The following is a 25,359-nucleotide window of genomic DNA, read 5'->3' on the forward strand; positions in this document are numbered from 1 at the left end:
ATTTTTTCCCATCACTATCAGTGAGTTCGTAGCTTTAAGCTGAAGCCGCAGGGGTATCAGCAGCAAGATAGTTACTTAAGTTTCTGGCAATAACGCCATTTGTTTAGCTAGGTGAGTCATTTGGATGCTCCTTTAAAGATTAAAGATCAAGCGAAGATCTTCTGGGCATACTGTGCAATAAAAAAAGTTGTTGGTAGTTCAGCGTAGGTAAAATGCCTAGACTGTGATGCTTCGTTGTTGAACTCAATATCCCAAAACCGAATAGCAGATAAAATCCTGATTTATTCAGGAAAATTCAGGTATCGCTCAGATTGTTGTACCAACAGAAAACGCTTGCCACTCACTAGGCATATTCCGGGGACTGGTGTTGAAGCGAAGATTGACTTGAAATGATTTGGAAGTGGGCACCCCACAGAATAGAAATTCTTTTTTGAGTGTGGTGAGCGTTTACGGAATCGATGTGATAACTGCAATGAGCTAATTACATCTCTAAAACATCGGTTCTGCCCCTTCTGTGGCCAGGCGTATAAGCTCACAAAAACCTAATTTTTGAAGTCTGAAAAGTACTGATAAATGTAGTTTACAGCGATCCTGTGAGAAAAATTTGGTCTATCCCGGCATGAGGTGAATTTAAACCCTGTGGTGCAAACTATTTCGCGTTTGACTCAACAAGCTGATGTACTGCCCTTACATCGAAATTGCCACAATGTACTCATAAGGCTATGTCAAAAGCTCCTAACGCTTGCAAAGAACACTTTTGAGAATCGCTCAACCCCGCTACCCCTGTAATGTTCATTCCTTCATAAGGGCGATCGCTCCTGAAGGTTTTAATCAGCTCACCCGTTGTTGCATTCCACAGCTTGGCAGTTTCATCCCAAGAACCCGTAACAAAGGTTGTACCATCAGGGCTAAATGCTAAATCCATAATCATGCGCTGATGAGCAAATAGTTGGGGCTGGTGGGTTCCCTTGTTGGGGTGCCAAATCGTCAATCGTTGGTCGCCGCCACCAATGGCAATCATGAGTTCATCTCTAGCACTGGAATTGGAAGATGTCGGAGAAAAAGCCACTGCCATGGCTATCTGCTGGGGTAAAACCTGCAAGCATTCACCCGTGGCCGTAGACCATAATCGGACAGTCTGGTCAAACATACTGCCGCTTACAAGCTGTGTTCCATCGCCACTAAAGGCAATACTCTGAACAGCCCCTTCGTGATCTTCTAAGGTGTTAAAACATTTGCCTTCCTCAATGTCCCACAGCTTGAGGGTTTGGTCATAGCTGGCGCTGGCTAACAATGTAGCGTCTGTCGGACTAAAATCTAACGACCAAACACAACTATCGTGACCCTCCAAAACTTTTAGGCACTGGCCCGTTTGCACATCCCACAGACGAATCGTTTGATCGCCACCGCCACTTGCCAAGAGGCTACCATCGGCATTGAATACCGTAGTCCAGAGCTGTTTGGTGTGGCCTTTCAGAATTTTCAGACATTGTCCCTTTTGCGCATCCCATAGACGGATGGTTTGATCTTCACCACAACTCGCTAGCAGCTTGCCATCCGGACTAAAGACGACAGACGTCACCCGGCGAGGATGCCCCTTGAGGGTTTTGTAGCAAGTTCCTGTTGCTACATCCCAAAATCGTAAGAACTGTTCGTCACCGCTGCTCACAATGGTTTTACCATCGGGGCTAAAGGCGACGGTCCAAACCTGCTGAGTATGGCCCTGCAAGGTTTGCAGACACTGACTGGTCAAGACATGGACTGATTGAGGTTTTGATGTGGCTTCAGATGTGCCTGACTCCAGCCACGAAACATCCCATAAACGAACAGTCTGATCTTCACTACCGCTGGCCAATAATGCCTGTTGGCGAGACAGTTTTTCAGATGAAAGCATGGACATTAGGGGCTGGGGTGAAAACGTTACCGACCAGATTCGGTGGTCATGGCCATCCAAAATCTTCAAGCAGTGCCCGGAATAAACATCCCACAATCTCACCGTTTGGTCTTCGCTACCGCTAGCAATGATATTACCCTGGGGGTTAAAAGCTACTGACCAGATCCAGTTGGTGTGCCCCCTTAAGGTGTGAATACAGCTACCGCTGCTGACATTCCACACCTTAACAGTGTTGTCATGGCTCCCACTGGCTACCCTTTGACCATCAGGACTATAAGCCACAGACCAGATCCAGTTGTGATGACCAATTAGGGTTTTGAGGCACTTTCCAGTTGCAACGTCCCACAGCTTCAACACATTATCTTCACCACCACTGATAAGGTGCTGACCATCCATAGAGAATTGAACGGACCAAATTGGCTGAGTATGTCCCTCGAAAATCCGCAAGCACTCGCCCGTGTAGACATCCCACAGCCGTAGGGTTAAGTCTTGGCTACTGCTAATTAAAGTGTGACCATCAGGACTAAACATGACGGTACACACTTGGCCCTGATGAGCACTCAAGGTTCTTAAGTGTTGGCCCTGTTTAAGGTCCCACAACATGATCGTGTATTCGTCAGATCCACTTGCCAGCAAAGTGCTTTCAGAGTTAAAGGCTACAGTACGCACCCAGTCAGAATGGCCTTGCAATGTGTGAAGCGGTTGGCCATTAGCAACACTCCAGACCCCCACATCACAGTTAGTATCACCTGTTGCAAGCAGCTCTCCATCAGAACTAAACTCTGTGGCGAGAATGCCACTAAACGTTTGCATAAAAACAGTTTTATGAAATTTAGCTTGAGTGAAGTCAACCTGGTGCAGAGTCATATCTTGCAGATAGGCCTGCCAGATTGCCAGGTTTGAGAAATTATAGCCTTGGGCATCTAACTGAAGCTGACGACAGAGATTGAGTACATTTCCGCCACCATAGCTGACACGATAGACTTCGTCACTGCGCAGTGTATCTAGGGTCGCTTGCAAGTGCTTGGCCATACCAGTTAGGGAACCGAATTCTTGGTTCAGGGCATGTATAACAGGGTCTAAAATTAAGCGGCATTGGCTGATGCGAATGAAATCTTTGATGTTGGTTTTGATCAGGGCGTGGTGGGTAAATAAATCAAAGGTTTGGTGAATTAACTCAGTGGTGATTTGCTCAATAAAGTGCTCGGTGACGTACTCCATCACTACAGGCTGCTGGGTATAGCTGCCGATCTGACGTTCAATCAGATTTCGGCGACAGAGGGCCTCCAAAGCTTCTAGCAAACGATAGCGTGGCACTGGGGGAACGATATCTTCTTGCAAAGCGTCTACGGTTGTCCAATCTCGATTGATGGCCAACCAATACATCAGCGTCTGCTCCAATCGCGAGAGGCGCTCGAATTGCTGATCGAGGAGTTGGCGAATCCCGTTAAACAATACTGTTCCCTGGGCAAGAAAGGTGGCAATGTCTCCCTCAAACAAGTCTTGAACAGAGGTAGCCACAATCTTGAGCGCCAGTGGATTTCCACCGCAGGTCTCAATTAGCTGGGAGCGTGAGATTGCAGAACCGGACAACCCTTTTGCCGTAAGGATGGGGTCAGCATCGGCATGCAACCCCCCGAGGACTAATGATCGCACAGCTAAAGCTAGACCTTCTTGAGCAGCAATGGCTTCGGGTTTTTCGCGACTGGTGATTACCAGACAACTCGTATGAGCTATATCACCCACTAGCTGTAGCAGTTGACCATACTCTTCATAACCTGAACGAAAGAGTCCTAGAGATTCTGGCTGCAGAATAGCTTCTAGGTTATCCAGAACCAGCAAACACTTCCTGGCGCGCAACGTCGGCAGCAGGGCACTGAGTTCAGGACGAGAATCAGTTTGTCCCGAGAGCAAGGGTACCAGTTCGGTCAGCAGCGTCTCCAACGGTGGAGCATTCCGGAGACTACGCCATACAATCTGATCAAATTTGGACTGAAGCTGCTGGGCCAGTTTGACGGCTAAGGTCGTTTTGCCAATGCCACCGATGCCCAGCAAGGCGACTAGGCGGCAAGCGTCACCCACAATCCACTGCTGGAGAGTGCTCAGTTCGGTAGACCGACCTAGGAAGAAGGAGACATCTGGAGCGGCGCCCCAATCACAGTGGACGGTCTGCGGGAGGGGAGGAGGCTGAGTTTGTGCCTCCACTAGATAGCGGCTCAGAGCAACCTGAAAGCTTGTTTTGGTGATCTTTTCGCCCAGAGCCTTGGAGAGCAGCCGCCAGAGTTTAGGGCCAATGTCTCGCTTAAGATAGTTGATGGAATAGTGGGAGGTGGCAGCAATTTGCTCGTAGGTTTGATCTGCAATCGCACCCAAAAGAATCGTAGTCTCTACATCTGAGAGATAGCGATTGGCCTGTTTAAAGACGGCTGCATTAGCGGCAGCAACAATGCGCTCTGATTCCGTCATGGCATCTAATGGAGAACCTGACTGCCATTAGCCTAACTTACCTTTCCATAACTTGAGCGGCATACTACCATCCAGAAATCTCGCCCAGATGATCCTGATGACTCCTTATCCAAATTTGTCGGCACTAACGTCTTTCCCATTTAACAGGCTCGTTTTGAATAGGGATGGAGATCGTGGATCAAATTAGCATTGAGGGGATTGCGTGAATATGTTGCCATCCTCCATCGATTAGAGGTGTTGTACGACACTTGACCTGTAATTCCCTGCTAGAAGGTCTTCGGTGGCATGGATCTTCTAATCACCTGTATAGGGAGTTTAGACGACAAAATGACGCATAAGTAATACTTAGCTGTCGAGTAACAGTGGCAAAGGTATATGAGCAGGAAATGAACCAACCTATTGTTTCAGAGAAACTACGAATTCGACGATTTGAGCGAGATGATGTCGAAGACTTTGTCAGCTTTATGACAGACTCTGACTCTACCAAATTCCTGACTTTCGGTGAAGAGCAGAAAAGCCAGGAAGGAGCCACAGGGCTGCTTAAAGCAACCATGGAATCCTATGATTCCGATGCACCGCTGATGGCTTTCGCAGTCGAAAATCAACAAACAACGGAATTTGTTGGATTCTGCGGATTGACTCCACGTGAGGAAGGTACTGTGGAAATCATGTACGCAGTGATGCCAAACGAACGAGGTCAAGGATATGCAACTGAAATCGCGGCAACATTGGCGCAGTATGCCATTAGCCAACTTGGCTATCGCAGAGTGATAGCTCCCATCTCTCCTGAACACAAAATTTCAAAGGCCGTAGCGGTGAGGGCAGGTTTTAAGGATCATGGTATCAGTCAGAACCCAGATTCTCTGGTGAAGGTGCACCTATTCGTATTTGAGTAGATATAGCTCTCGCCCCTCTATTGATCTAGATTTCGTAGCAGTACCAAGATGTCTTTCTTGTAGTTGCCCCCGAGATCGCTTGACGTTTAGGTGCAGTTCCCCAATATACATCCATAACTATTCCTGAACTTTTCTGTAACGACAGCCCAGAGAACCTGTCATATAGTAAGCGACGTGGATGAGTGAGATATTTCTAAACACTCGCATCCATTCAGATCGGACAGTCGTATAGACAATAGATGGTAAACGTCCAGACTTCTCTTAATCGTCTGCACACTTATGTAGTAAGACAGTGTCGCCTATTTAGAGGTTGGCACAGAATTCTGATTGGGAGGGGTTGATTTGCAAACCAATAGCTTATCGAAGGAGACTAACTATGACTCTTCAACTAGGTGATACAGTCCCAAATTTTACTCAAAAAACAACCGAGGGTGACCTTAACTTTTATGACTGGGCAGGCGATTCCTGGGTTGTCCTGTTTTCTCACCCTGCAGATTACACGCCCGTATGTACCACTGAACTCGGCAGCGTTGCCAAACTCAAGTCTGAGTTTGCCAGTCGGAATGCCAAGGTGATTGCCCTGAGTGTCGATGATGTTAACTCCCATAAGGGCTGGATTAACGATATCAACGAGACCCAAAATACCGTTGTCAACTATCCCATCATTGCCGATGCGGATCAAACCGTGGCCAATCTCTACGGCATGATTCATCCCAATGCCAATGCCAAGGTGACAGTGCGAACGGTTTTTGTGATCGACCCCGACAAAAAGTTGCGTCTGACCCTTACCTATCCACCGAGTACGGGGCGAAACTTTAATGAAATTTTGCGGGTTCTTGACTCTTTACAGCTAACCGATAACTACAGTGTGGCCACGCCTGTGGACTGGACAGATGGGGATGATGTTGTGGTTGCACCCAGCATTTCAACAGCAGATGCTAAGCAGAAATTCCCCAAGGGTGTTAACGAAATTAAGCCCTATCTGCGGATGACGCCCCAACCCAATCGATAGCGCAAATCGGGTGTGTTCCCCATTAGTCAACACACCGATGGAGATTCATCTTATGAGAACCCAATCTTGTAGTTCTCCCAATACCGATACAGAGTCTATACCGTCTGCTCCCATGTTGAGCGCAACGGTCAAAGATTATCGAGCGATCGCAAATCAAGTATCCGCCCAACTAGCTGCCCATGGAGTTGAGCAGGATACTAAAGCTGGCAGTCCGGTTGAGGAAGTGAACGCTTTAAAGCAATCTGGGCTGATACTCCTTCCTGTCCCTCAGGAATTCGGGGGTGCGGGAGCCACCTGGCCTCAGATTTATAACGTCGTACAGATATTATCCAAAGCTCAGGGGTCAGTGGGTCAACTCTATGCTAACCACGCAACGTTAGTCTCTATGGGCAGGCTGGTGGGTGGGCCGGGTCAGGCAGAGCGATATTACCGTCTGACCTCCCAGCAGAATCTTTTCTGGGCTAATGCCCTCAATAGCCGAGATCAACGTTTAAAACTGATGAGCGTCAATGGTGCGTTTCGTCTCAATGGCGTTAAGAGCTTCTGTACGGGTATGGTCGCTGCTGATATCAGCATCGTTCTCTCCATGGAGGAGAAAAGTAACCATCCTGTCCTGTGTGTTGTCCCGATGGACCGAGAGGGCATTACCTATAACGACGACTGGGACACGATGGGACAACGTCGCACAGCCAGTGGCAGCTATACGTTCCATGATGTTCTGGTGAAACCAGACGAGGTTTTGGGACCGCCTCTGTCTAGCGGTGCATCCACCACACTCAAGTCGCTGATTGCTTTATTGGGGCAGACCTTCGTTTATCTCGGCATTGCTGAGGGAGCGCTGGAGGCCGCCAAGGGGTACACAACCACCTCAGCCCTAGCCTGGATGGCATCCGATGCGGAAACAGCAACACAGAATCCGTTTATTCTGCAACGCTATGGTCAGATGTGGGCTGAGTTACAGGCTGCGATCGCCCTCGCCCATCAAGCGTCTGAAGCCCTACAAGCGGGCTGGGAAAAGGGAACAGCTCTAACGACAGAAGAACGAGGCGAGATTGCGATCGTAATGGCCTCTGCCCGAGCAATTGCCATCCAGGCAGGCATCAAAATCACCACCCACATCTTTGATGGGATGGGACCTAGAGCCACTGCTGCTAACTATGGCTTTGACCGCTACTGGCGCGACCTCCGCACCTTTAGCCTGCACGACCCGATTGATTATAAATTCAAAGACATCGGTAATTGGATGTTGAATCAGCAGTATCCCACCCCGAGTCAATATTCTTAACCTCAATGGTGAAACGGCAGCAGAACCCTCAATACGGCAGGCGAAACGCTCTGCAGACTGTTGGAGCAGGGTGAGATAAAAAAAGGAGCGAAACGATGTTATTCAGGCAACTCTATGACCCGGAGTCGAGTACCTATACCTACTTGATTGCGGATTCCAAGAGTCGTATGGCTCTGCTAGTGGATCCAGTGCTGGAACAAGTGGAGCGCGATCTCAAACTACTACAGGAGCTGAAGCTAACACTCAGTTCCTGTGTTGAGACTCACATTCATGCCGACCATATCACGGGAACCTATCAGCTCCAGTCCCAGACGGGCTGCTTGAGTACTGTCCCTGCACATGGCCCTGCTGTCTGTGCCGATCGCCAGCTACAGGATGGGGAAATTCTAACCCTGGGTGATATTTCACTGAAGGCGATCGCTACCCCTGGCCACACTGACAGCCATAATGCCTATCTGGTCAATGGCCATCGCGTCCTCACGGGTGATGCACTGTTGATTCGGGGGTGTGGTCGTACCGACTTCCAAAGTGGTGATGCAGGAACCTTATATGACTCCGTCACTCAAAAGTTGTTTACGTTGCCAGATGCAACTCTTGTCTATCCTGGGCATGATTATCACGGTCTAACCGTCTCCACGATTGCGGAAGAACGGCAGTGGAATCCTCGATTTATGGGACGAGACCGCAATACCTTCATCGAATTCATGAACGCGCTCGATCTCCCTGACCCTCAAAAGATGATGGAAGCAGTTCCGGCCAATGAGCACTGCGGTCTAGTCGTTTCAACAACTGCAAGGTAGGTGAACACTATGCGTATTGCCCATGATATTACTCAACTAGTTGGTCACACTCCATTGGTGCAACTTAATCGGATTCCTGCTGCAGAAGGATGTGTTGGACGTATTCTTTTCAAGCTAGAAAGCATGAACCCCTCTGGCTCCGTCAAAGCTAGGATTGGGGTCAGTATGATTCAAGCTGCGGAAGAAGCAGGTCAGATTCACCCAGACAAGACGGTCTTGGTGGAGCCCACGGCAGGCAACACAGGTATTGCACTAGCAATGGTAGCAGCGGTGAAAGGCTATCGTCTCATCCTCACTATGCCGGAGACCATGAGTCAGGAGCGGCGCAAGCTTCTAAGAGCTTACGGGGCAGAACTTGTTTTGACACCGAGTTCAGAAGGGATGAAAGGAGCCATCCAACAAGCCATGGACTTAGTAGAAACTGTGCCCCACGCATTTCTTCTGCAACAGTTTGAGAACCCTGCTAATCCTGAGATACATTTCCAAACAACGGCGGAGGAAATCTGGGCGGATACTGAAGGACAGGTGGATATCTTAGTGGCTGGTGCGGGAACTGGTGGCACAATCACAGGTGTTGCTAAAGCCATCAAGCGCAGGAAGCCCTCGTTTCAGGCAATCGCTGTAGAACCTCAATCTAGCCCTGTTTTATCTGGGGGAAACCCTGGTTTGCATCAAATCCAGGGTATTGGACCCGGATTTGTACCGTCCGTTCTGCAAGTCAACCTATTGGATGAGGTAATTCGGGTCGCAGATGAAGATGCAATCGCCACTAGTCGTCGTTTAGCTTGTGAAGAAGGATTGCTATCTGGCATCTCATCTGGCGCTGCGCTTTGGGCCGCTCTGCAAGTAGCTCGGCGAATTGAAAATGCAGAGAAGTTAATTGTTGTCATTCAACCCAGCGGTGGTGAAAGGTACCTAAGTACGGGGCTATTCAACAATTTGATGCCAGGACTCAGAACAGATGTTCTCAACCAAGACAAACTACCCCATAAGATTCTGATTGGCAGATGTGCAAACTGAAGAATAGAAGGAGAGCGATTAAAACCGGGGGAAACGTTGATATAGCAGTACACTGAGGAAATGAATGCCCCCCCAGCTCTGGTTATATTCCAGCTGAAAGCTGTGATGGCTGAGGCCGATCAGAGACCATCGCTGGCATCAGATTGATCATAGGTTGATAGCATCGGAGATCCACATGTTGAACGTCGGGGACTATGACGGGCAGCGTATCACCATCCGAGTCGCAAAGCAGACAGTGTGGTACGGTGCTGAAGGTCTCCAAGAACTTCTGTTCATGGCTTCTGAAAGTGGTTATAAAGTAGGCTCACTACCTAAGCTATATTGCTGATTGACTGAGAGTTCTGGAACCAACTTTCAGGGTTGTAGGTCGCAGACACATTCACTAATCGGTCAAGATTCTTACCAAAATATAGACTCAATGCCTGCTGTATCGGTGGTGTACCAGCCTTCGTACTTCCTATATAAATATCAGGATAGTTATAGTAGCAACCTTCAGTTCCAATACCATTTGGGATACCTCCTGAATCACTATAAATATTCTGATATATTTGATTGAGCCAGCTCACATGCGCCGTTTTAAGTGTCTCATCGTCATACCCTGGGGGCAAACTAGTGACCCAATAGCTCTGGTATTGCAGTTTCATAATTGAGCTTCGTTGAGTTATGGCTGTTGCATTTGAAGGGACTGTATTGATCTTTCCTCCATAGGCATCAAACTGGATCAGTGAATTTTTCATATTCACTGATTTCCCATTCGGATCTATAACTTTTTGTGTCAGCCCACTATAGGCTGCTTTCATCATAGAATCTGTAAACTTTTGAGTATGATACGCAGACTTATATTTACCGTATCTGTTAGGCCCAGAGGCATTCAACTGCTGCATACCTTCTAGGAAGGTATAGCCCCGAGATGAGGATTCCGGATTTAAACCTAGAGCTTTAGTACTTGGGATATATGGATGCCCATTTATCACTAAATCATCCATTGAAAGCGGTGATAATAACTCTGCTTCTTTTAGCCTGTTTTCGTGGCGGCTGAGAAGTTCAGTCTCGAAATTAGTATGTATACCATGTAGTGATTCATTGTATATATCAACAGATGAGAAGCCAAGGCTCCCAGCATCCATATGATTTCCATGAAAGATCCCAAAAGTATTCCAAGAAGACTCACTTTGATTCGTATACACATCTTGAAAATAGTTCAAAATCGAACTGAATGTCTCAAAAGATATGGGATTATTGCTATTCGATAGCATCCAATTCCAGTTTAAAGACTGAATGTAAATGTAGTCGGGAGAATCAGGTAGATTTTGGAGATCGAAGTAGTATCGAGTAATAATCCCAAACTGCCCTCCTCCCCCACCGCGAATGGCCCAAAATAGCTCAGGTTGGTTTGTTGCTGAGCATTGAGAGATCATTCTGGCCCCATTTTTTCGATCACCGATGACTATATCAATAGCTATCAAGTAATCGATTGATAGTCCATAGAGCCGAGATAAGACTCCATATCCACCACCCGTAATATGTCCGCCAAGACCAACAGAGTAGCAAGCCCCTGCTGGTACAGTCTTTTGATAGACATTGTTGAGTAACCGATACATATCCCAGTTGCCCAAACCAACGTCTAAATAGATGCTGGGAATACTACCAACGGTGGCTTCACCATAGGATTTCAGACCAGTTAAATCGATAACGGCCTTCGTACTTGGATTGTAAACAAAACCTTCATAACAATGGCGACCACAGGTAATCTGACACTGCCCTGGTTCAATAGTTTTGTCCCTAAGAACAGTATTAAAAGCATCTACAACGTCAATTCCCGCTGTTGGTCGATAGATCTGTAGTTGATCATTGCTAGCATACCAGCGCTTATTAAATCCTTGTCGGTCACTCACTGATGCCGGAATAATAGGAGCATCACCAGAATTACTCACATTTATCATCAATTCCCCCTTAAATAAATTGATTGAAATTTAACTCGTTTCGTATTTCGAAATTTAGAACGAGTAGATTCTTAGTTCTATTTAATAGGTATGCCACTTCAGAGAAATCATTCCTTGGAATTAAAGGAAACTTAGGGAATAGAGGTTTCAGGCTTGCCAATGTTGAAGTTAGAGCCTTGGATTGGGGGATTGAGCTAAATGCTAAGCACCAGCTCTATGAGGTGAATAGAGAAGCACCAGAGAGCGAGGATGGGGTGACTGTTGATCAGTCTAAAGGCATTGAACTGAAGACTGTTATGTGGGGGCATGGACAATAAAGATAAGCGTTTTTAATATGGGAACGTTTATCGAGAATGGACAACACGGATCCCAAATTTGCGCCGAATTTCATTGAGGGGCATTTCAAGGTATCGGTCATAGTTACTCCAAGGCCAACGCTTTCGCATTTGGACACAATGCCAAATCGTTATTGGCACCAAGACGATCGATTTTATTGTCGTTAAGACAATGTCAAAGAGGCCCAACTTTCGGTATATCTCTTTTGATTCCTTAGACCCATATCCTCGTAATACTTGCAGACCAATTGACGTTCCAAATATAGTGCTGATCTTAACAACTGCTTCATCGGACAGCGTCGTGTCACACCCAAAGACAACATGGACAACATCATGACAGCGAAAGAATCTCTTCTCAGCCGTTGAAACATTCCTTCTCTCAACTAACCCTGAATTACAGGAGTGATACTCTTCAAGCCCTTCGATCAGAGTCTGGGTAGAATTCTGTTGCTGATATCTATACATTTTGTCTCCTCATAGAAGAAGAGTTATGAAGAATAGTTGTTCATCTCATGTATAGTAATTTTTCAGTAACTACTGCTGTGATCGCTGGCAGATGGTGGGCGTAATGCTAATCTCAACACTGTGCTCTCACACCTCTCCAAGATAACCATGAGTCAAGCCCTACCCTCCCTCATCGTCAATCGTTCCTTCATGGCAGAGTTCATTGAAGCGGAGAAACCCTGCTGTGCCTTGGGGATGGTGGAAGTTGAGGATCAACCATGTGGGTTTGTAACCCTGAGACCAGAGCCAATGATTCCCCCAGGCGCAACGGATCTGGGTTTCAATTTTGGACATACAATTTTCGGAACCAGCACCTATGAAGTGATCCACTTTGCCTTTGAATTCTATGGGTTCCAGACTTTTAACGTGCTCATCAATCCCAATAATCCAATTGCCCAAGTGGTCTTGAAACAGATGATCAAGTCTGGGGACTACTTTTTCTTTGCCATTGATGAAGAAAGTGGCAGTGCTACTGCTTTTCGGAGTGAGATTGGGGATGACACCTTGCTCAGCCTGCAAGAAAATTGGGAACGAATTCAGCATTCCAATACGACAGAGGACCAATATCATCATGTGATGTTGAAGTTCGCGGCCAACCCTCATCCACCAGGAATTCTCCTCAAGTGGGTGTGCGGGGATAATATCGAGTATTTGGATTTGACCAAGGATAGGATGAACTTGACGCCTGCATAGTTGATTGTTCCGGTGATTATGCACTCCCTTCTTCATTCAAGACAATCGATGAGGGCAGACTAATTAATATGGTCACCATTGAGTTGTCCATTCAGCCTAATTGCTTTTTCGATTATCAGGAGTCTATTGGTGAGTGCAAGTCAGATTTCTCAAGCCCTTCTGAGAAGGTATGAGCCAACCTGTGGCGTGAGTATCGAAGCAGTAGAGCTGCTACTTCTTCTAGTCAAGCAGAAAGACAAGGTTGATTTTGAATTCATTTGGCAACAACGGGGCCGACGCAATCCTAAAGAATTAGCTGCAATGCTTGATGAACTCATCACAGCAGGTTTGATCAGAGAGGTTCCAGGTAAGAGCGCAGAGATTGCAGATGGGTGGAATAGAACAGAATCCCTACAACAACCTACTGGGCTGAGTGATGATGATTTTGGCGCCTCTTAAATAAGAAGGAATATCGTTCCAGGAGAATGAAGTCTCTGACTAATCTTTCCCTCTCATTAAACTTCGTTCTCTACTTCTACTCAATCAGGACAACATAAAGGAGTCATCATAAATGCAGCATCAATTCATTCTTTTATGTGTTTTAGGTCCGGTGTTTATTGCACTGAGCGCTTGTAGCAATCCGGCCAATGAACTTTATCAGAAACCCGTTGATCAAGGGCAAAAAGCTATCGATAAAGCTGGAAATGTACAGCTAGAAATTGACAAGGCGCAATCAACTCTTGAGCAGCAGGAAAAATCTCTAGCGGGAGAGCAAAACAGTCAGTAATCGTGATTTCAAAATCAAAGAAGCGTGCAGAAGCTCAAATTAAGTAGGATGGGAACCCTATTCGTCTTAGATTGGGATTGTCTCCTCAACAACTTGCCACTTCGACTGTATCCGCTAAGTCTGCTGCCTCACCGATTCCTCAATCTCAATCTTCCCTCGCCCGAATCGTCCATCGACCTCATCGATGATCGACATCAGGTGCTTGCGGTAATACCTCAGATCAGGAAAAAATGAACTCGCAGCCAGTAGGGGATAATATAATTGCAAGAATGATTCTAGTCATAGAGAGCATAGAAAAACTATGGCGATTTCGATGTATAAAGCTTCGGTACCTCCTTTAATTCGTTGCCTCAATAACTTATCTGGGATTCTGGAGAAGGGAGCTGCCCATGCTGAGAATAAAGGAATCGATCCCAGTGTCCTTATCCATTCCCGGCTCTTTCCTGACATGTTGCCACTTGCCAAGCAAGTTCAGATTGCGTCTGATGTAGCGAGAAAAGGAGCAGCAAGACTTGCAGGTATAGAAGCACCTTCTATTGAAGACAATGAAGCATCATTTCCAGAACTAATCACCCGGTCAAGTACAACAGTAGATTACCTAAATACTTTCACACCGGATCAAATTGATGGTACAGAGGATAAAATCATATCCCTCCCCATCAGAGGTGAAATCTACAAATTCCCTGGCTTACCCTACCTACTCACTTTTGTTAAACCCAATGTGTACTTCCATGTGACAACTGCTTACAACATCCTCAGGCACTCTGGGGTTGAATTAGGTAAGTTCGACTATCTAGGGAAACCAGAGCATTAGAAAATGCCATCAAAACGACAGGTTTTAACCCACCAGACCGCAGCCGATGCAGATAATCGATTATCAGATCTGTCTCCACGACTTCTGAGAGGATGCTCTAAAGGTAAGTGCTTGAGAATTAGCTCTCTATAAACTTTACTTATTCTGACAAAAGCTTTTCTAGCTCATCCAATAATTTCGGCTCTCTGGGAATTAGCGTGTAGCAGTCCTACATTTAGTGTGTTTCCTTTTTCATCCCTATGGAATGATCTGAGGTAGTACTTCAGAGCAATGGCGTAATGGATAACTCAATTCGCATCCCGCTCAACCTTCCTGATATTCGAGTTCTAGAGCTATCGAAGACTGAGAGAGGGGATTGGCTCATCAAGATTGAGAGTACGCTTCAAGGAACAACCTGTCATCAATGCGGACGTGAGATTACTGACCTCCATTGTCATGATCAGCCTTTTCGGATTCGTCACCTGCCATTATTTGAAGTCCCCGTTTACTTAGAAATTCGGCCCAAGCGTTATCGATGCAAGTATTGCGATGACCATCCCACAACAACTCAACATTTAGAATGGCACGAACCTCGCAGTCCCAATACAAAAGCATATGAGCGTTGGCTTCTGCGAATCTTGATCAATTCAACGGTCTCAGATGTTGCCAGAAAACTAGGCGTTAGTGAGGATATCGTCAGTGGAATCATTGATCGTTGGATTGCCGCTCAAGTTGACTGGAGCGAATATGCAGACCTCAAAGTTATGGGGATGGATGAGATTTCTCTCAAACGAGGCCATCGTGATTTTGTGGTTTTGATCACGATTCCTACGACGGATGGGGTGGATATATTGGCAGTTCTAGCCGACCGTAAACAGCAGACAGTGGCAAATTTCCTTCAATCGATTCCCATTGATTTACGCCAAACCATTGAGCGCGTCTGTACGGACATGTACCAAGGATTTGTCAGTGCAGTCCGAGAACAATTGCCGCAAGCCAAAATTGTCATTGACCGCTTTCATGTGACCAAAGCCTATCGTAATTGTGCTGATACGGTTCGTAAACGTGAGGTCAAACGTCTACGACGAGAGCTCTCTAAGCAAGAGTATGACAGCATCAAAGGCGCGATGTGGCCTTTTAGAAAACGACCAGAGAATCTGAAAGAGTCAGAGCAACAACTCCTTGAGCGATTGTTTGCTTATTCTCCACAACTGAAACAGGCGTACAACCTCCGAGAGAAACTCACGCAGATATTTGAGGGCAGGTACACCAAGCACGGAGCTAAATGTGCCATCCGTGCTTGGTGTAAACAAGTACTCAAGAGTGACATCAAGGAATTCGATTGTTTTCTGACCACTATCAATAATTGGATGGACGAGATGACCAACTATTTCCTGGAGGGGTGGACCAGTGGTTTTGTGGAAGGATTTAATAACCGAGTCAAAGTCTTAAAAAGACGATGCTACGGTATTTTCGATATTGAAAGACTCTTCCAAAGGATTTCTCTTGACCTCAATGGGTATCAGACATTCGCTGTGACCTAAACACTATATCTAGCGGCTACCACGCTAATTCCCGGAGAGCCATAATTTCTTAATTTTACTTCGGTTTCTTGAGTTATCTAGTACCTTGCTTTTTTGCAATCTTGAACCGATATCTTTACAGCGTTGGGATAAAAGATTTTGAGGGGTTTGTTTATCTTCAGCTTTCAGAGATTGAATTTCTAGCTTTATATCTTTGAGTGACAATTGTTCCGTAATTGCAGTATTTAAGAGATTGGCCCTTACTTTTTTATCACTGACACGAGCAATAGCTTGACACTTTGTATATTCAAGCAAGCCTTGGCGGAGTACCTCTAAAACATCTTCGGGTAGCTTCAATAGTGGAAGGCGGCTAGATCTGAAACTATCAATAGAGAAACGGCCCACTTCCTGCATTGTTTGTTGAACAGTATCGAGTTGGGACAAAACGTTTTGTCCCAACTCCTGACCTCGATGCTTCGCGTGATGAGCTTGATAGAAAAGGGCAATAACTTGCTCCTTATTAAGTTCAAGAACTAGCCCCAATAAATCAAGGATTGCATCAGTCTCTTCTATCGGATTTAGGTCTTCTCGTTGAAGGTTCTCGATTAGAGCTACATGTACAGCTTCACGATTATTGAGTTGTTTAGCGATTATAGGGACTTCAGTAAGACCTGCCTCTTTAGCAGCTCGTAAGCGACGCTCTCCAGCCACTAATTCATATTCACCATTCTTAAGAGGTCTTACAAGGAGTGGTTCCAAAACTCCATGCTCTTTAACTGAAGTAACCAATTGAGCAAGTTTTTCGGCGTTGAAATACTTTCGAGGTTGGTTTGTAGGTAAATGAATATTCTTGATAGGTATAGACAGTGAGGAGCTTGATTGCCCAACAGAGTCGCGATTGAGTATTGCTGCTACATTAGTCAATTTAGGTTTCGGTGTTCTTTTTCGTGACGGCACTATAGTGACTCCAGGTTTTCAGCAATAGAATGCAAAATAGAATTAGCAGGATGCTTACGGTCATATATCTCTAAAGGAGTATGATTCATAGATGCATCTGCAAAAGCAACTGCTTTTGGTACTGGAGGGAATACGGGAGCAATTCCACTGAACTGCTCAATCACTGCTTCAAGAATTTCCTTACTCTGAGAAGTTCGATCATGCAAATTTGGAATTACACCCGCAATTTGTAGGTTTGATGCCACTCCCTCTACCTTTAGTTCGTTGATCGTGCCTAATAATAAATCTAATCCAACAAAACTTTTATACTGAGTCTGCATTGGAATCAGTATGTGGGTTGAAGCAACTAAGGAAAGTATGCTGAGTACGCCTAGAGTTGGAGGACAATCAATAAGGATGTAATCGTAGTTTGACTCAATTGATGAAATAGCTCTTTTTAGACGAGTCTCTTTTGCAATTGCAGTAGCAAGTTGTACGTCAGCAGCACTGAGTGACAAATTACTTGGAACTAAGTCCATTTCATGAATACCACAGAGAATTGGTAACGTTTTTTTGTCTAAAATACTTTGGGACACAGTTGTTGCTACTTCATAGGAAGAGATACCCATAAAAATTGTCAACGAGGATTGAGGATCCATATCAACGAGTAAGACACTATGCCCTAACTGCGACAAAGCATATCCCAGGTTCATTGCAAGGGTTGTTTTTCCTGTACCACCAGCTTGGTTAAAAAAAGAGAAGATCTTTGTCACAGAATTAAATGTCGCAACACAGAGACAGTTTACATTTAGTTTTGAATATATGAGAAGTTCAAAGTCTACTTTAGGTTAATTTCTATAAATATTGATCGTGGAAACGCTCGCCACGGGGTACGTTCCAGGGACTGGTATTGGGGCGAGAGTTAGCTAGAGGTATAGCCAGAGTGGCTGCCCCCGAAACCAGCAAGAGTATAGCGCAATCCAGATCGGCAAGGTCGCCCTCCCAAAACAATACTTTTGCTCCGCGCTCTGCCTTTGCTTTGGGATGTTGCATTATTGGGCGGGCTTAGCCAAGTGTGGAATCATTTTCACCAAAAGAGCAGCAGATTGATTCTGCGGATCAAGCTGAGTAGCCTTGGTTGCTGATTGCAAAGCTGCTTGATAATCCTTGAGCATCAATTGGCTTTTAGCAAGATTGAGATGGGCCTCAGCACTCTTTGGCTGTAGTCGGGTGACTTGGGCAAAATCCTCAGCGGCTTCCTGAAAATTCTTTTCTCCCATGAATAGAACGCCCCGAAGTGCATAGGCTTCAGATAAAGATGGATCAATCTGGATGGCTTGATTAAGTTCTGCCATCGCTCCCTGAAGATCTTCTTGTTCTAGGCGAGAAATTGCAGCAGTATAGTGTGGGTTCGACTGCGGATTGGGGGCTGCAGTTGCTAGCGGTGATGGGTGGAGAATAGATATCCCTTGACCCAGGCTGAGTAGCATCGCAGCGATCGCAACCGTGAAATAGACCCGAATTGGTTTATGAAGCATTCTCTATCCCCCGAAATTGGTGCTCTTCATTTTACAACTAGCCTTAACTCGGTTGTACTGCCCGAAATCGCATCTCTTCAACCCAGACCTCGCTAAACTCCCCAAATCTTTCTCCAGGTGTGAGGACATGGGTTGCACCCTCCTGCTCTGAAATAAACTCTTGTCGCCATAGCTCCCAGGCTCGGATGGAGGGCAGGCTCAAGTCCGCACAATATTCAGCCCAACTGTCTTGCTGGAAGCGGGAAGTACCAATGTGAACGTGCTTGAAATAGACTTCGATCAGACCCCAGTCAACCAATTCTTGAACAAACTGAGGATGTGCTGACGGTGGCCCCTCATCCTGCTCTATTGGTGCTTCAAGGGAAAGATTGAGCATTTCACCAGAACTTAGCTTGGCAACTCTAAGAATTTCTAGCTGGATCTGCGAAAGAGAAGGGATAAAAGTCATTTCTTATCCTCACGCTGATGAAATCCTAACAAACCCAGCCCCTAAGTCTCCTCAGAGGCTAGGTCTACGGTCTGCCTAGGATTTAGCAGCTTCTTGCTTCATCACATCAGCAAGGGTCACCCGCTTGGTTCCAGTCCGACGCTTCCCACTACCACTAGCCACGACAGGAGTCGGGTCTTGAGGTACGGCCAACTCATCATCCAGTGGGTCAGGATCAACAGGCGGATCAAGGACCGGGACCGGAGCCTCATCAAGGATAGTCATGGATTCTTCAGCCACGGGTTCAGCCTGCCCCAGGTCGTCCGAAACATCAGGAGCCAGATCTTCAGCCTCGACCTCAGAAGTATCCTCGACCGGATTGTCGGCTAGGAATGCCTGAGTCTGTACCTTGAACCAATCGATAGCCTTTTCATGGAGCTTCCAGTGAGCATCAATCCGATCCGTGAGCTGAGTCTTGATAAGCGCTTGGACGAACACCGTCTCTTGCTGACAGCCTTTGCGGTAGACAGCCACAGTTCGTTCCTTGACCTCCTCAAAGATGGGGCCGTGCTTCTGGCTCACTTTGGAAAATCCCCAGGAGCAGAGGGCAGTGAAGTTTTTCCAGCCCTGGATTTCCTTGCGAATGACGAACAAGAAGGCTTTGTTTGCAGCTAGGCCCACTTGGGTAGCGGCGGTGTCGATGACTTCGTTGTGGTCGGCTTGTTTGACGGTGATGCTTGTAATCAATTTCATAAGTGTTGTCCTTTGAATAACGAATAGTGGATAGGGCACGACTGGCATGTGCAACTGAGTCGGCCATGTGGATATTGAGAAAATGCAAGGGGGTGTCTTGACCCTCGCGTGAGAATATACCCTCAGTAAAAATCAGGCTCGATGGGGAGCTGTGGTGAGGTGGATTTGGAGAAAATACTTTGGGTGGGGGAGTCCCACTGCCTATGTATCAAGATAGCGTGAAAGCCTTGAGGATACAAGGATTTGGGGATTAGCGTTTCTGATCGGTGGAGGGAGGGAGACTAGGCAAAGCTAATGATTAGTGTGCAGGTGCTAAGAAATGAAGTGGTCGATAATTAAGATTCACTGACAGCAGAATCGTGGATGACAAAATGGCTTGTCTGATCAACAGACATCCATCCTTCTTTCCGTAAACTGCTTAGAATACGAGATGCCGTCACACGACTAGTGCCCGTTAGATTGGCGATTTGCTGATGGGTAAATCGAACACATATCCTTACCCCTTCGGGAGTCATTTCTCCTACTTCTCTCGCTAAAAGCAACAACAATTGCTCTATACGCTTTCTTATGAGTCGGTGGTGAACAATGGATAATAACGCTTCAGTCTGCTGAAAACGCCGATTCAGTTGTATCAATATTCTCTGAGCCAACAATGGTGAACGCTCAAGCTCAGATTGTTCGATACGCATCAACACGACATCAGTTAGTGCGATAGCCTCATACGCTTTGATTTGGGTCAATGGAGGTCCAAAGGGCATATCTGGACAGGCCAGTCCCAGGATCGACTCCTGTCCCTCCGAGTCTAAAGTGCAGATTTGAACAACGCCTCGACAGACAATCCAAATATCATGGATATGCAGCGGCACGTTGAACCCTTTACTGAAGGCATAGGTTTGGCGACCTTGATATTCGTCCTCAAGCATTTGACGCCAGTTTTGGTTTGAGGATGCTGGTAGTTCCTGTGTCTTAAACATCTATGCATAACCCCGAATACTTAGCTATCAGGTCGAATAAGGAGTTTGACGCAAACTTTTCCTTTTCTGCTCAATATTCGGCCTCTAAATACGCTCACCAAAATCTATCTAGTAACCAGCATTCAAAGCTTCTAGGGTTACCGAAGTCAATGAGACCATTCCCCAATACGACAAACTTCAAACGCGATATTTCCAAACAAGACTAGGGGTACTAAAAGGCCCTCAGTACAATAGCCCTGATTGGGAATTTGACGAAGAGGGTAACGCTGATGCCACTCCGCTAGATATTGCCTAAATTCCATAAAGCAAATCAACCAAACGGAGTTGCGAGGGGGGACATAATAGGCCAACACATCGGCCTCAGATGCATAGGCCCAGCCTTGAACCGCTCTGACATCTACGCTGATCGTTTCGATGAATGCATTGCCCGTCCTACCCGCTGTCATATCTGCTTTATACTCGACCGACATCCATGACCCGTCTGGTGCTTGAAACCAGCGGTCTATCCCCTGTCGCTGCTCTTGACGAGAGGCAGGTTCAATCCAGAAGTACTGCTGAAAATACGCATCGAGGGTCTGTTCATGATGTGTCCCGATCACAAACTGCTGCTCAAAATCATAGGCTGGCATGGGGTGCCCCCTCAGCGGTGTGGAAGGATGCGCTGACCTGGCATCAGGTCTATATTCCCATTGTGAACGATGACCTGGATTATGGTTAGTTAGCTGAGTAGAGATACCAGAAATGCCCTGGATAGGGAGTTAGAAATCTGAGCTGAAATTCATTCATGGATTTAAAGCATTGCCCCCAACATCACTGAGACCCCAAAAGACCTGATAGTGCAACCAAAACCCTGATACGGCCAGTATAATCACACTCGCCAATGCACACAGTAAGAACACATTCAGATCTGTGTCTTTTCCTACAAAGACGTGAGAATTCCTATCCCATCGTCGGAGCAAGGCGGGGTCCAGATGGCACCGTAGATAGCATTGCTTCTGACGCTGACTCCAAAAGCGATGGTCAAGGGGATACCCTAATTCTTCGGGGTAAAAGTGAACTAAGGCATCTTCAAAAGTCTCTCCCACCTCTAAGCCCACATACAAAAAGTTTTGTTGCACTCGCGTGACTTTAGTGGGTCTATTATCCCAATAGCGCAGCAATACCCAATCTCCCTCTATAAAAGCATCAGAGCCCATGACTTCGCCCATAAGCAGGGGATCAAGTTGGGGAGTGGGAATCAGTTTTGCATAGCCATTGCGTTCATTCATTGCTATCTCCTCAGCGACTAGAGGGGATGCGCTAGCCTGAATTAAGGCGTATATTTCTATTGTGAACGAATTTCTAGATTTTGTTGATGGGGCCAAGCAGCAGAATCAGGATGATTATTGTAGAAAGCCACAAACCACACCAGGGACTCTGATAGGGCTAATGAACTAACCTTGCTACACACTACGACTGGCATCTCCTAGCAAGAAAACATGGATGAACTGCTCTGCAAATTGTCGTGGTATCACCCAATAAGCACAGCCTACGATCAGATAAGCCTCTGGTTCGCTAGTGAAATAATAGTCGATGTAAACATTGCACTTGTTCGCCACTTCATAATAAGAGCAACCCAATTTGTAATAGTCTGGTGGCTCCACTTCTAAATTCACAAACCCTTCAATGGTGACCTCTGATAGAACGAAGCACTGGATTTCAATCTTCAGATTACCCGGCCCAGAGATTCCATGCCGACTTGAGTCTCAGGCTTCAGATCTACTCGCCACTCCTCAATTTCTTCGCTCTTCATCCACTGTTACCTCCATCATCCAAACACTGGAAACTCCCGCACTCGAAGATCCTGCGGCCATTCCTCGGCATCCCCACCCTTCGCAGAACGGAGCTTGGGAACCCCCACGGGCTTGCTGCCAAGCTGCTTGATAAACACGGGGATTTCTGCTGATTTGCATTGGTCTCGAATGGAGCGAATCCAAGTAACATCACAAGGCCGAGCGCTTGGGCCAGACTCACCCCCGGTGATACACCAATTCGCGGGAAGGGCGCTTAGATCCAAGGGTTCGAGCAAGGGTTCACAACTTAGGAAAATGCCGCCGACTTTCTTCTGTAGCTTTGCCAGTTTGGGAATGACGACATCGCTTTCTCGCTGGGTGCAGATGCTTTGGCCCAGCCAGACTTGAGAAGGAACTTGTCTGAACTGGAGAAACTTAGCCGCGACATCCACCCGCTTGGTCAGTAGCAACCAGATCAGGTTTGGGGTTTTCTCGATGACCTCATCAAACAGATCTAACCGCCAATTAATCAGGTCATCCCGGTCCTCAAACACATCGGCCAAGGACGCACAGAAGACCGTTTCAGTGACTCCTCGCTCTGCAGCTTTGCGGTTCCATTTATGAGGTTGCTTCCAGTAGGATTCTGATGTGCGAGATCTGGTTCCATCTTTGCCCCACTTCACGCGATGATATCGTTTGTCCATCATCGCCTCAGCGTAGCAATTCAAACAGCCAGGACTGTTGTGTGCGCAGCCGATCCAGGAATTGAATGTGTGGTGGGTCCACTCAATTTTGCTATTCTCCATTGGTTAACTCCATCAAAATTTTCAATGTTTCAGGTCGGACATCTCGGAGTCCCTGAGACCCGCGATAGGGAATCGGCTCAGGCAGTGGAACGATGCTTCCTAACTGCCAAGCAAAGCGCCCCAGTTGCCAGCAACCCACGGCCAACTCCAGCTCAGTCTGTCTGCTGATCAGACTTGAATCCATCCGGGGACAATCCACCAGATCCGAAATAGCCACGATGCAACCGAGCGGGTAATCACATGGGTTGCGAGGCACCTTGCCATCCGTCAGATTATTGACCTGGCCCACTATCGCTTGCCCGTCTAAATTGATAGGTCGCTTGGCTGCATGAATCGCCAACTTACCCCGGTAGCGAGTGCCCCATGATCGAGTCTCAAATTCCTTGAAGTTCAGGGCAATGAAGGTCGCCCAAGGTTGCCAGAGGGTGATGATTTTCATCGTTCCGCCTCCATTGGCATTCCTATAGCTTCATGCATTTTTTCTGCAATCCCCCAGCAGTCATCGCAAATTTCAAAGTAATCGTCATCAGCACCCTTGCAATACGGTTGAAGATAGCCGCAGGACTGACATTCGTAATATTGGCCCGCTTCGCAGCCCAGGCAAAGAGACTTACTGCGACTACTCAGGCATCCCAAGGGTTGCAGTTGCATGATGCCTCGACCTTGCTGCAAAAGATTCCACACCTGCTTTTTCATTGCTTCACCTCCAAATATGAATTTTCAAAAAGTCTTATGTCGGGCCTGCATTCTCCCCAAATTCCCCGGCAGGCAGAGTCCAGGCAATCGGGTTAACGAGGATGGGCACTGTATAGTCTTGGCTCAGGGCTAACCAGAACTGGTTTACCCTTCTTGCGCTCGAAGTTGCTTTTCCCGTTCGATTGCAGGATTCAGCAGTAAATCTTGGAGATTTAAGGTACAACCTTCCTCACTCGGCAGCGGACAAACACCGAAATAGTGAGGCAACCGCACCAGCTCTGACTGGATGAAATCAAACTGCAAACTGAAGATGGAGTACTTTTTCTGTGCCCGTACCTGCATCCGTCGAATGCGTTCTCGATACTTCCGCGCCATCGGCCAAGGTCGATAGGGGCGACTGGGCTTGCTGGAGATCGGGCCAGAGCGAATGGCTTGGGGAATTACAATACCGTTTGCCTTGTGGTACGCCTTCACCGCAGCTCCCATTTGTGGGGTGGGCACTTCCTGTAAACGCTGCCAGGTTTGCTGGAACATCTGGTTGGCGATTGCCAGTATCTCCGCTGCTTCCTTGCGGAGCTGCGCTAACATCCGTTCAAAGGCTTGGCGTTGTTTAGTGGTCTTGACTGGACCAGATTTAGGGAGCTGGAGAGGGAGAGCCGTTTGGACAGCAATCATGATCAACCTCATTCAAATAATGACAATTGCGGCTGAGGATCTGAATCCTTACTTTTCCTTTTGGGCTTTTTCGCTGGACTCGTTTGATGAATGCCCCCAAATGCCTCTGCTTGCTGATGCAAGGTTTTGCGAAGTGCATCATACGTGGAAAAGCCCCCATCTGCGATTACCCGGCAAAAGGCATCGATCACGGGGACACTTTCAGGGGTCACCATACTGACAATTCCTGGTACGTTCTCCATAACAAAAGTTTTGGGTCGGATCTCCAAAATCATGCGGGCGAATTCAAAGATCAGACTATTTCGCGGATCAAGAACTTGTCGCTTACCTGCGATTGAAAAGCCTTGGCAAGGTGGGCCACCAAAGACACAATCGACTTCACCAACTCCCACGCCGATGGAATCTAGGATCTGCTGGCCCGTGAGCTGACGAACATCCCCCAGCCAGAAATGCTCCACACCGGGACGCTCTGGGGGGCGATGCTGGCCCGACAGGAAGCATTGAGCAATGCCACCGTCCTTATCCATCTGCATGATTTTCTCTAGCAGTTTCGTAAACCTGGCCTCATCCTCATCTACGACAAAATTCATATCCAGGGGATAAGCTCCCAGATTAGCGAGATAGGTTAGTGCTGCATTGGCATCCTTTTCAACGGCGGCTACGACCTGAAACCCACCCTCGATCATCCCCAGACTGAAACCGCCACAGCCACAAAACAGGTCAATGGCGATTGGAACGTCATACTCTCGTTTGGGGAGCAATAGCCCAGACTGTCGTTGATGATAGGTGGATTGCTGAGGGAGGTAGAGGCCATCCCCGCTTTGGACAAACAAATCGTTCATGTCCGTCAAC

26 protein-coding genes and 2 pseudogenes are annotated in these 25,359 nt (G+C 46.9%); 11 read left to right on the forward strand and 17 right to left on the reverse strand.

What is annotated here, in order from left to right:
- Nucleotides 1-420: 420 nt before the first annotated feature.
- A pseudogene (locus tag AM1_RS39055) lies at nt 421-546 on the forward strand (double zinc ribbon domain-containing protein); the annotation flags it as partial.
- 166 nt (nt 547-712) lie between these two features.
- Here the strand turns inward: AM1_RS39055 and AM1_RS30045 are convergent.
- Nucleotides 713-4,360 (reverse strand): NB-ARC domain-containing protein, encoded by a 3,648-nt coding sequence (locus AM1_RS30045; protein ID WP_012166791.1) that lies wholly within the window; start codon nt 4,358-4,360, stop codon nt 713-715.
- Nucleotides 4,361-4,746: 386 nt separating this feature from the next.
- Here AM1_RS30045 and AM1_RS30050 point away from each other — a divergent pair, with 386 nt between their 5' ends.
- From AM1_RS30050 to cysK, 5 genes are all read left to right on the forward strand, one after another.
- Nucleotides 4,747-5,256 (forward strand): GNAT family N-acetyltransferase, encoded by a 510-nt coding sequence (locus AM1_RS30050; protein WP_012166792.1) that lies wholly within the window; start codon nt 4,747-4,749, stop codon nt 5,254-5,256.
- A 376-nt stretch (nt 5,257-5,632) separates the two neighbouring features.
- Entirely contained in the window at nt 5,633-6,268 is a 636-nt protein-coding gene (locus AM1_RS30055; protein ID WP_012166793.1) for a peroxiredoxin, read from the forward strand.
- A gap of 52 nt (nt 6,269-6,320) precedes the next feature.
- Entirely contained in the window at nt 6,321-7,553 is a 1,233-nt protein-coding gene (locus AM1_RS30060; RefSeq protein ID WP_012166794.1) for an acyl-CoA dehydrogenase family protein, read from the forward strand.
- Nucleotides 7,554-7,648: 95 nt separating this feature from the next.
- Complete coding sequence (locus AM1_RS30065) at nt 7,649-8,353, forward strand: MBL fold metallo-hydrolase (RefSeq protein ID WP_012166795.1); 705 nt, start codon at nt 7,649-7,651, stop codon at nt 8,351-8,353.
- Between the two features lie 9 nt (nt 8,354-8,362).
- Nucleotides 8,363-9,373 carry a cysteine synthase A gene (cysK, locus tag AM1_RS30070; protein ID WP_012166796.1) on the forward strand — a complete coding sequence of 337 codons (1,011 nt, stop codon included), beginning with the start codon at nt 8,363-8,365 and terminating at the stop codon, nt 9,371-9,373.
- Between the two features lie 311 nt (nt 9,374-9,684).
- Here the strand turns inward: cysK and AM1_RS30075 are convergent, their stop codons facing one another.
- Nucleotides 9,685-11,307, reverse strand: coding sequence for a BBE domain-containing protein (locus AM1_RS30075; protein WP_012166797.1), 1,623 nt, complete (start codon nt 11,305-11,307; stop codon nt 9,685-9,687).
- A 353-nt stretch (nt 11,308-11,660) separates the two neighbouring features.
- A complete protein-coding gene (locus AM1_RS37920; RefSeq protein WP_012166799.1) occupies nt 11,661-12,116 on the reverse strand; it encodes a Coq4 family protein in 456 nt (151 codons plus the stop codon).
- A 147-nt stretch (nt 12,117-12,263) separates the two neighbouring features.
- Here AM1_RS37920 and AM1_RS30090 point away from each other — a divergent pair, with 147 nt between their 5' ends.
- The 5 genes from AM1_RS30090 (at nt 12,264) to AM1_RS30110 (ending at nt 15,951) form a co-directional block, all read left to right on the forward strand.
- The gene (locus AM1_RS30090; protein ID WP_012166800.1) at nt 12,264-12,848 is read left to right on the forward strand and encodes a hypothetical protein; all 585 of its coding nucleotides are present in this window, start codon (nt 12,264-12,266) and stop codon (nt 12,846-12,848) included.
- A gap of 129 nt (nt 12,849-12,977) precedes the next feature.
- The gene (locus AM1_RS30095) at nt 12,978-13,286 is read left to right on the forward strand and encodes a hypothetical protein (protein ID WP_012166801.1); all 309 of its coding nucleotides are present in this window, start codon (nt 12,978-12,980) and stop codon (nt 13,284-13,286) included.
- A gap of 112 nt (nt 13,287-13,398) precedes the next feature.
- Nucleotides 13,399-13,614: a hypothetical protein gene (locus AM1_RS30100; protein ID WP_012166802.1), complete on the forward strand. Its 216-nt coding sequence runs from the start codon at nt 13,399-13,401 to the stop codon at nt 13,612-13,614.
- A 301-nt stretch (nt 13,615-13,915) separates the two neighbouring features.
- Complete coding sequence (locus AM1_RS30105; RefSeq protein WP_012166804.1) at nt 13,916-14,428, forward strand: DUF1993 domain-containing protein; 513 nt, start codon at nt 13,916-13,918, stop codon at nt 14,426-14,428.
- 278 nt (nt 14,429-14,706) lie between these two features.
- On the forward strand, nt 14,707-15,951 hold the full coding sequence (locus AM1_RS30110; RefSeq protein WP_012160803.1) for an ISL3-like element ISAcma10 family transposase: 1,245 nt from the start codon (nt 14,707-14,709) through the stop codon (nt 15,949-15,951).
- A 24-nt stretch (nt 15,952-15,975) separates the two neighbouring features.
- Here the strand turns inward: AM1_RS30110 and AM1_RS44090 are convergent, their stop codons facing one another.
- From AM1_RS44090 to AM1_RS44530, 14 genes and pseudogenes are all read right to left on the reverse strand, one after another.
- Entirely contained in the window at nt 15,976-16,887 is a 912-nt protein-coding gene (locus tag AM1_RS44090) for a ParB/RepB/Spo0J family partition protein (protein ID WP_041661151.1), read from the reverse strand.
- The gene (locus AM1_RS30120) at nt 16,887-17,639 is read right to left on the reverse strand and encodes a ParA family protein (RefSeq protein WP_012166806.1); all 753 of its coding nucleotides are present in this window, start codon (nt 17,637-17,639) and stop codon (nt 16,887-16,889) included. Before AM1_RS30120 ends, AM1_RS44090 begins: the two co-directional genes overlap by 1 nt.
- Before the next feature lie 82 nt (nt 17,640-17,721).
- Nucleotides 17,722-17,919, reverse strand: coding sequence for a hypothetical protein (locus tag AM1_RS30125; RefSeq protein ID WP_012166807.1), 198 nt, complete (start codon nt 17,917-17,919; stop codon nt 17,722-17,724).
- Nucleotides 17,919-18,404 (reverse strand): tetratricopeptide repeat protein, encoded by a 486-nt coding sequence (locus AM1_RS30130; RefSeq protein WP_012166808.1) that lies wholly within the window; start codon nt 18,402-18,404, stop codon nt 17,919-17,921. The genes AM1_RS30125 and AM1_RS30130 overlap by 1 nt, the downstream gene beginning before the upstream one ends.
- Before the next feature lie 43 nt (nt 18,405-18,447).
- On the reverse strand, nt 18,448-18,852 hold the full coding sequence (locus tag AM1_RS30135; protein WP_012166809.1) for a hypothetical protein: 405 nt from the start codon (nt 18,850-18,852) through the stop codon (nt 18,448-18,450).
- A gap of 75 nt (nt 18,853-18,927) precedes the next feature.
- A complete protein-coding gene (locus AM1_RS30140; RefSeq protein ID WP_012166810.1) occupies nt 18,928-19,584 on the reverse strand; it encodes a hypothetical protein in 657 nt (218 codons plus the stop codon).
- A gap of 335 nt (nt 19,585-19,919) precedes the next feature.
- A complete protein-coding gene (locus AM1_RS30145; RefSeq protein WP_012166812.1) occupies nt 19,920-20,558 on the reverse strand; it encodes a Crp/Fnr family transcriptional regulator in 639 nt (212 codons plus the stop codon).
- Nucleotides 20,559-20,704: 146 nt separating this feature from the next.
- Nucleotides 20,705-21,187: a hypothetical protein gene (locus tag AM1_RS37925; protein WP_012166813.1), complete on the reverse strand. Its 483-nt coding sequence runs from the start codon at nt 21,185-21,187 to the stop codon at nt 20,705-20,707.
- Between the two features lie 153 nt (nt 21,188-21,340).
- Entirely contained in the window at nt 21,341-21,826 is a 486-nt protein-coding gene (locus AM1_RS30155; protein ID WP_012166814.1) for a hypothetical protein, read from the reverse strand.
- A 539-nt stretch (nt 21,827-22,365) separates the two neighbouring features.
- Nucleotides 22,366-23,136, reverse strand: coding sequence for a DUF5131 family protein (locus AM1_RS30165; RefSeq protein ID WP_012166817.1), 771 nt, complete (start codon nt 23,134-23,136; stop codon nt 22,366-22,368).
- Nucleotides 23,126-23,575, reverse strand: coding sequence for an ASCH domain-containing protein (locus AM1_RS30170; RefSeq protein ID WP_012166818.1), 450 nt, complete (start codon nt 23,573-23,575; stop codon nt 23,126-23,128). Before AM1_RS30170 ends, AM1_RS30165 begins: the two co-directional genes overlap by 11 nt.
- Nucleotides 23,572-23,832: a hypothetical protein gene (locus AM1_RS30175; protein WP_012166819.1), complete on the reverse strand. Its 261-nt coding sequence runs from the start codon at nt 23,830-23,832 to the stop codon at nt 23,572-23,574. The genes AM1_RS30170 and AM1_RS30175 overlap by 4 nt, the downstream gene beginning before the upstream one ends.
- A gap of 144 nt (nt 23,833-23,976) precedes the next feature.
- Nucleotides 23,977-24,507, reverse strand: a complete 531-nt coding sequence (locus AM1_RS30180; RefSeq protein ID WP_012166820.1) for a hypothetical protein — start codon at nt 24,505-24,507, stop codon at nt 23,977-23,979.
- A 211-nt stretch (nt 24,508-24,718) separates the two neighbouring features.
- Nucleotides 24,719-25,349: pseudogene (locus AM1_RS44530) on the reverse strand (DNA cytosine methyltransferase); the annotation flags it as partial.
- Nucleotides 25,350-25,359 lie beyond the last annotated feature (10 nt).

This window comes from Acaryochloris marina MBIC11017 (assembly GCF_000018105.1).
In the GTDB taxonomy this organism is placed as follows: Bacteria; Cyanobacteriota; Cyanobacteriia; order Thermosynechococcales; family Thermosynechococcaceae; genus Acaryochloris; species Acaryochloris marina.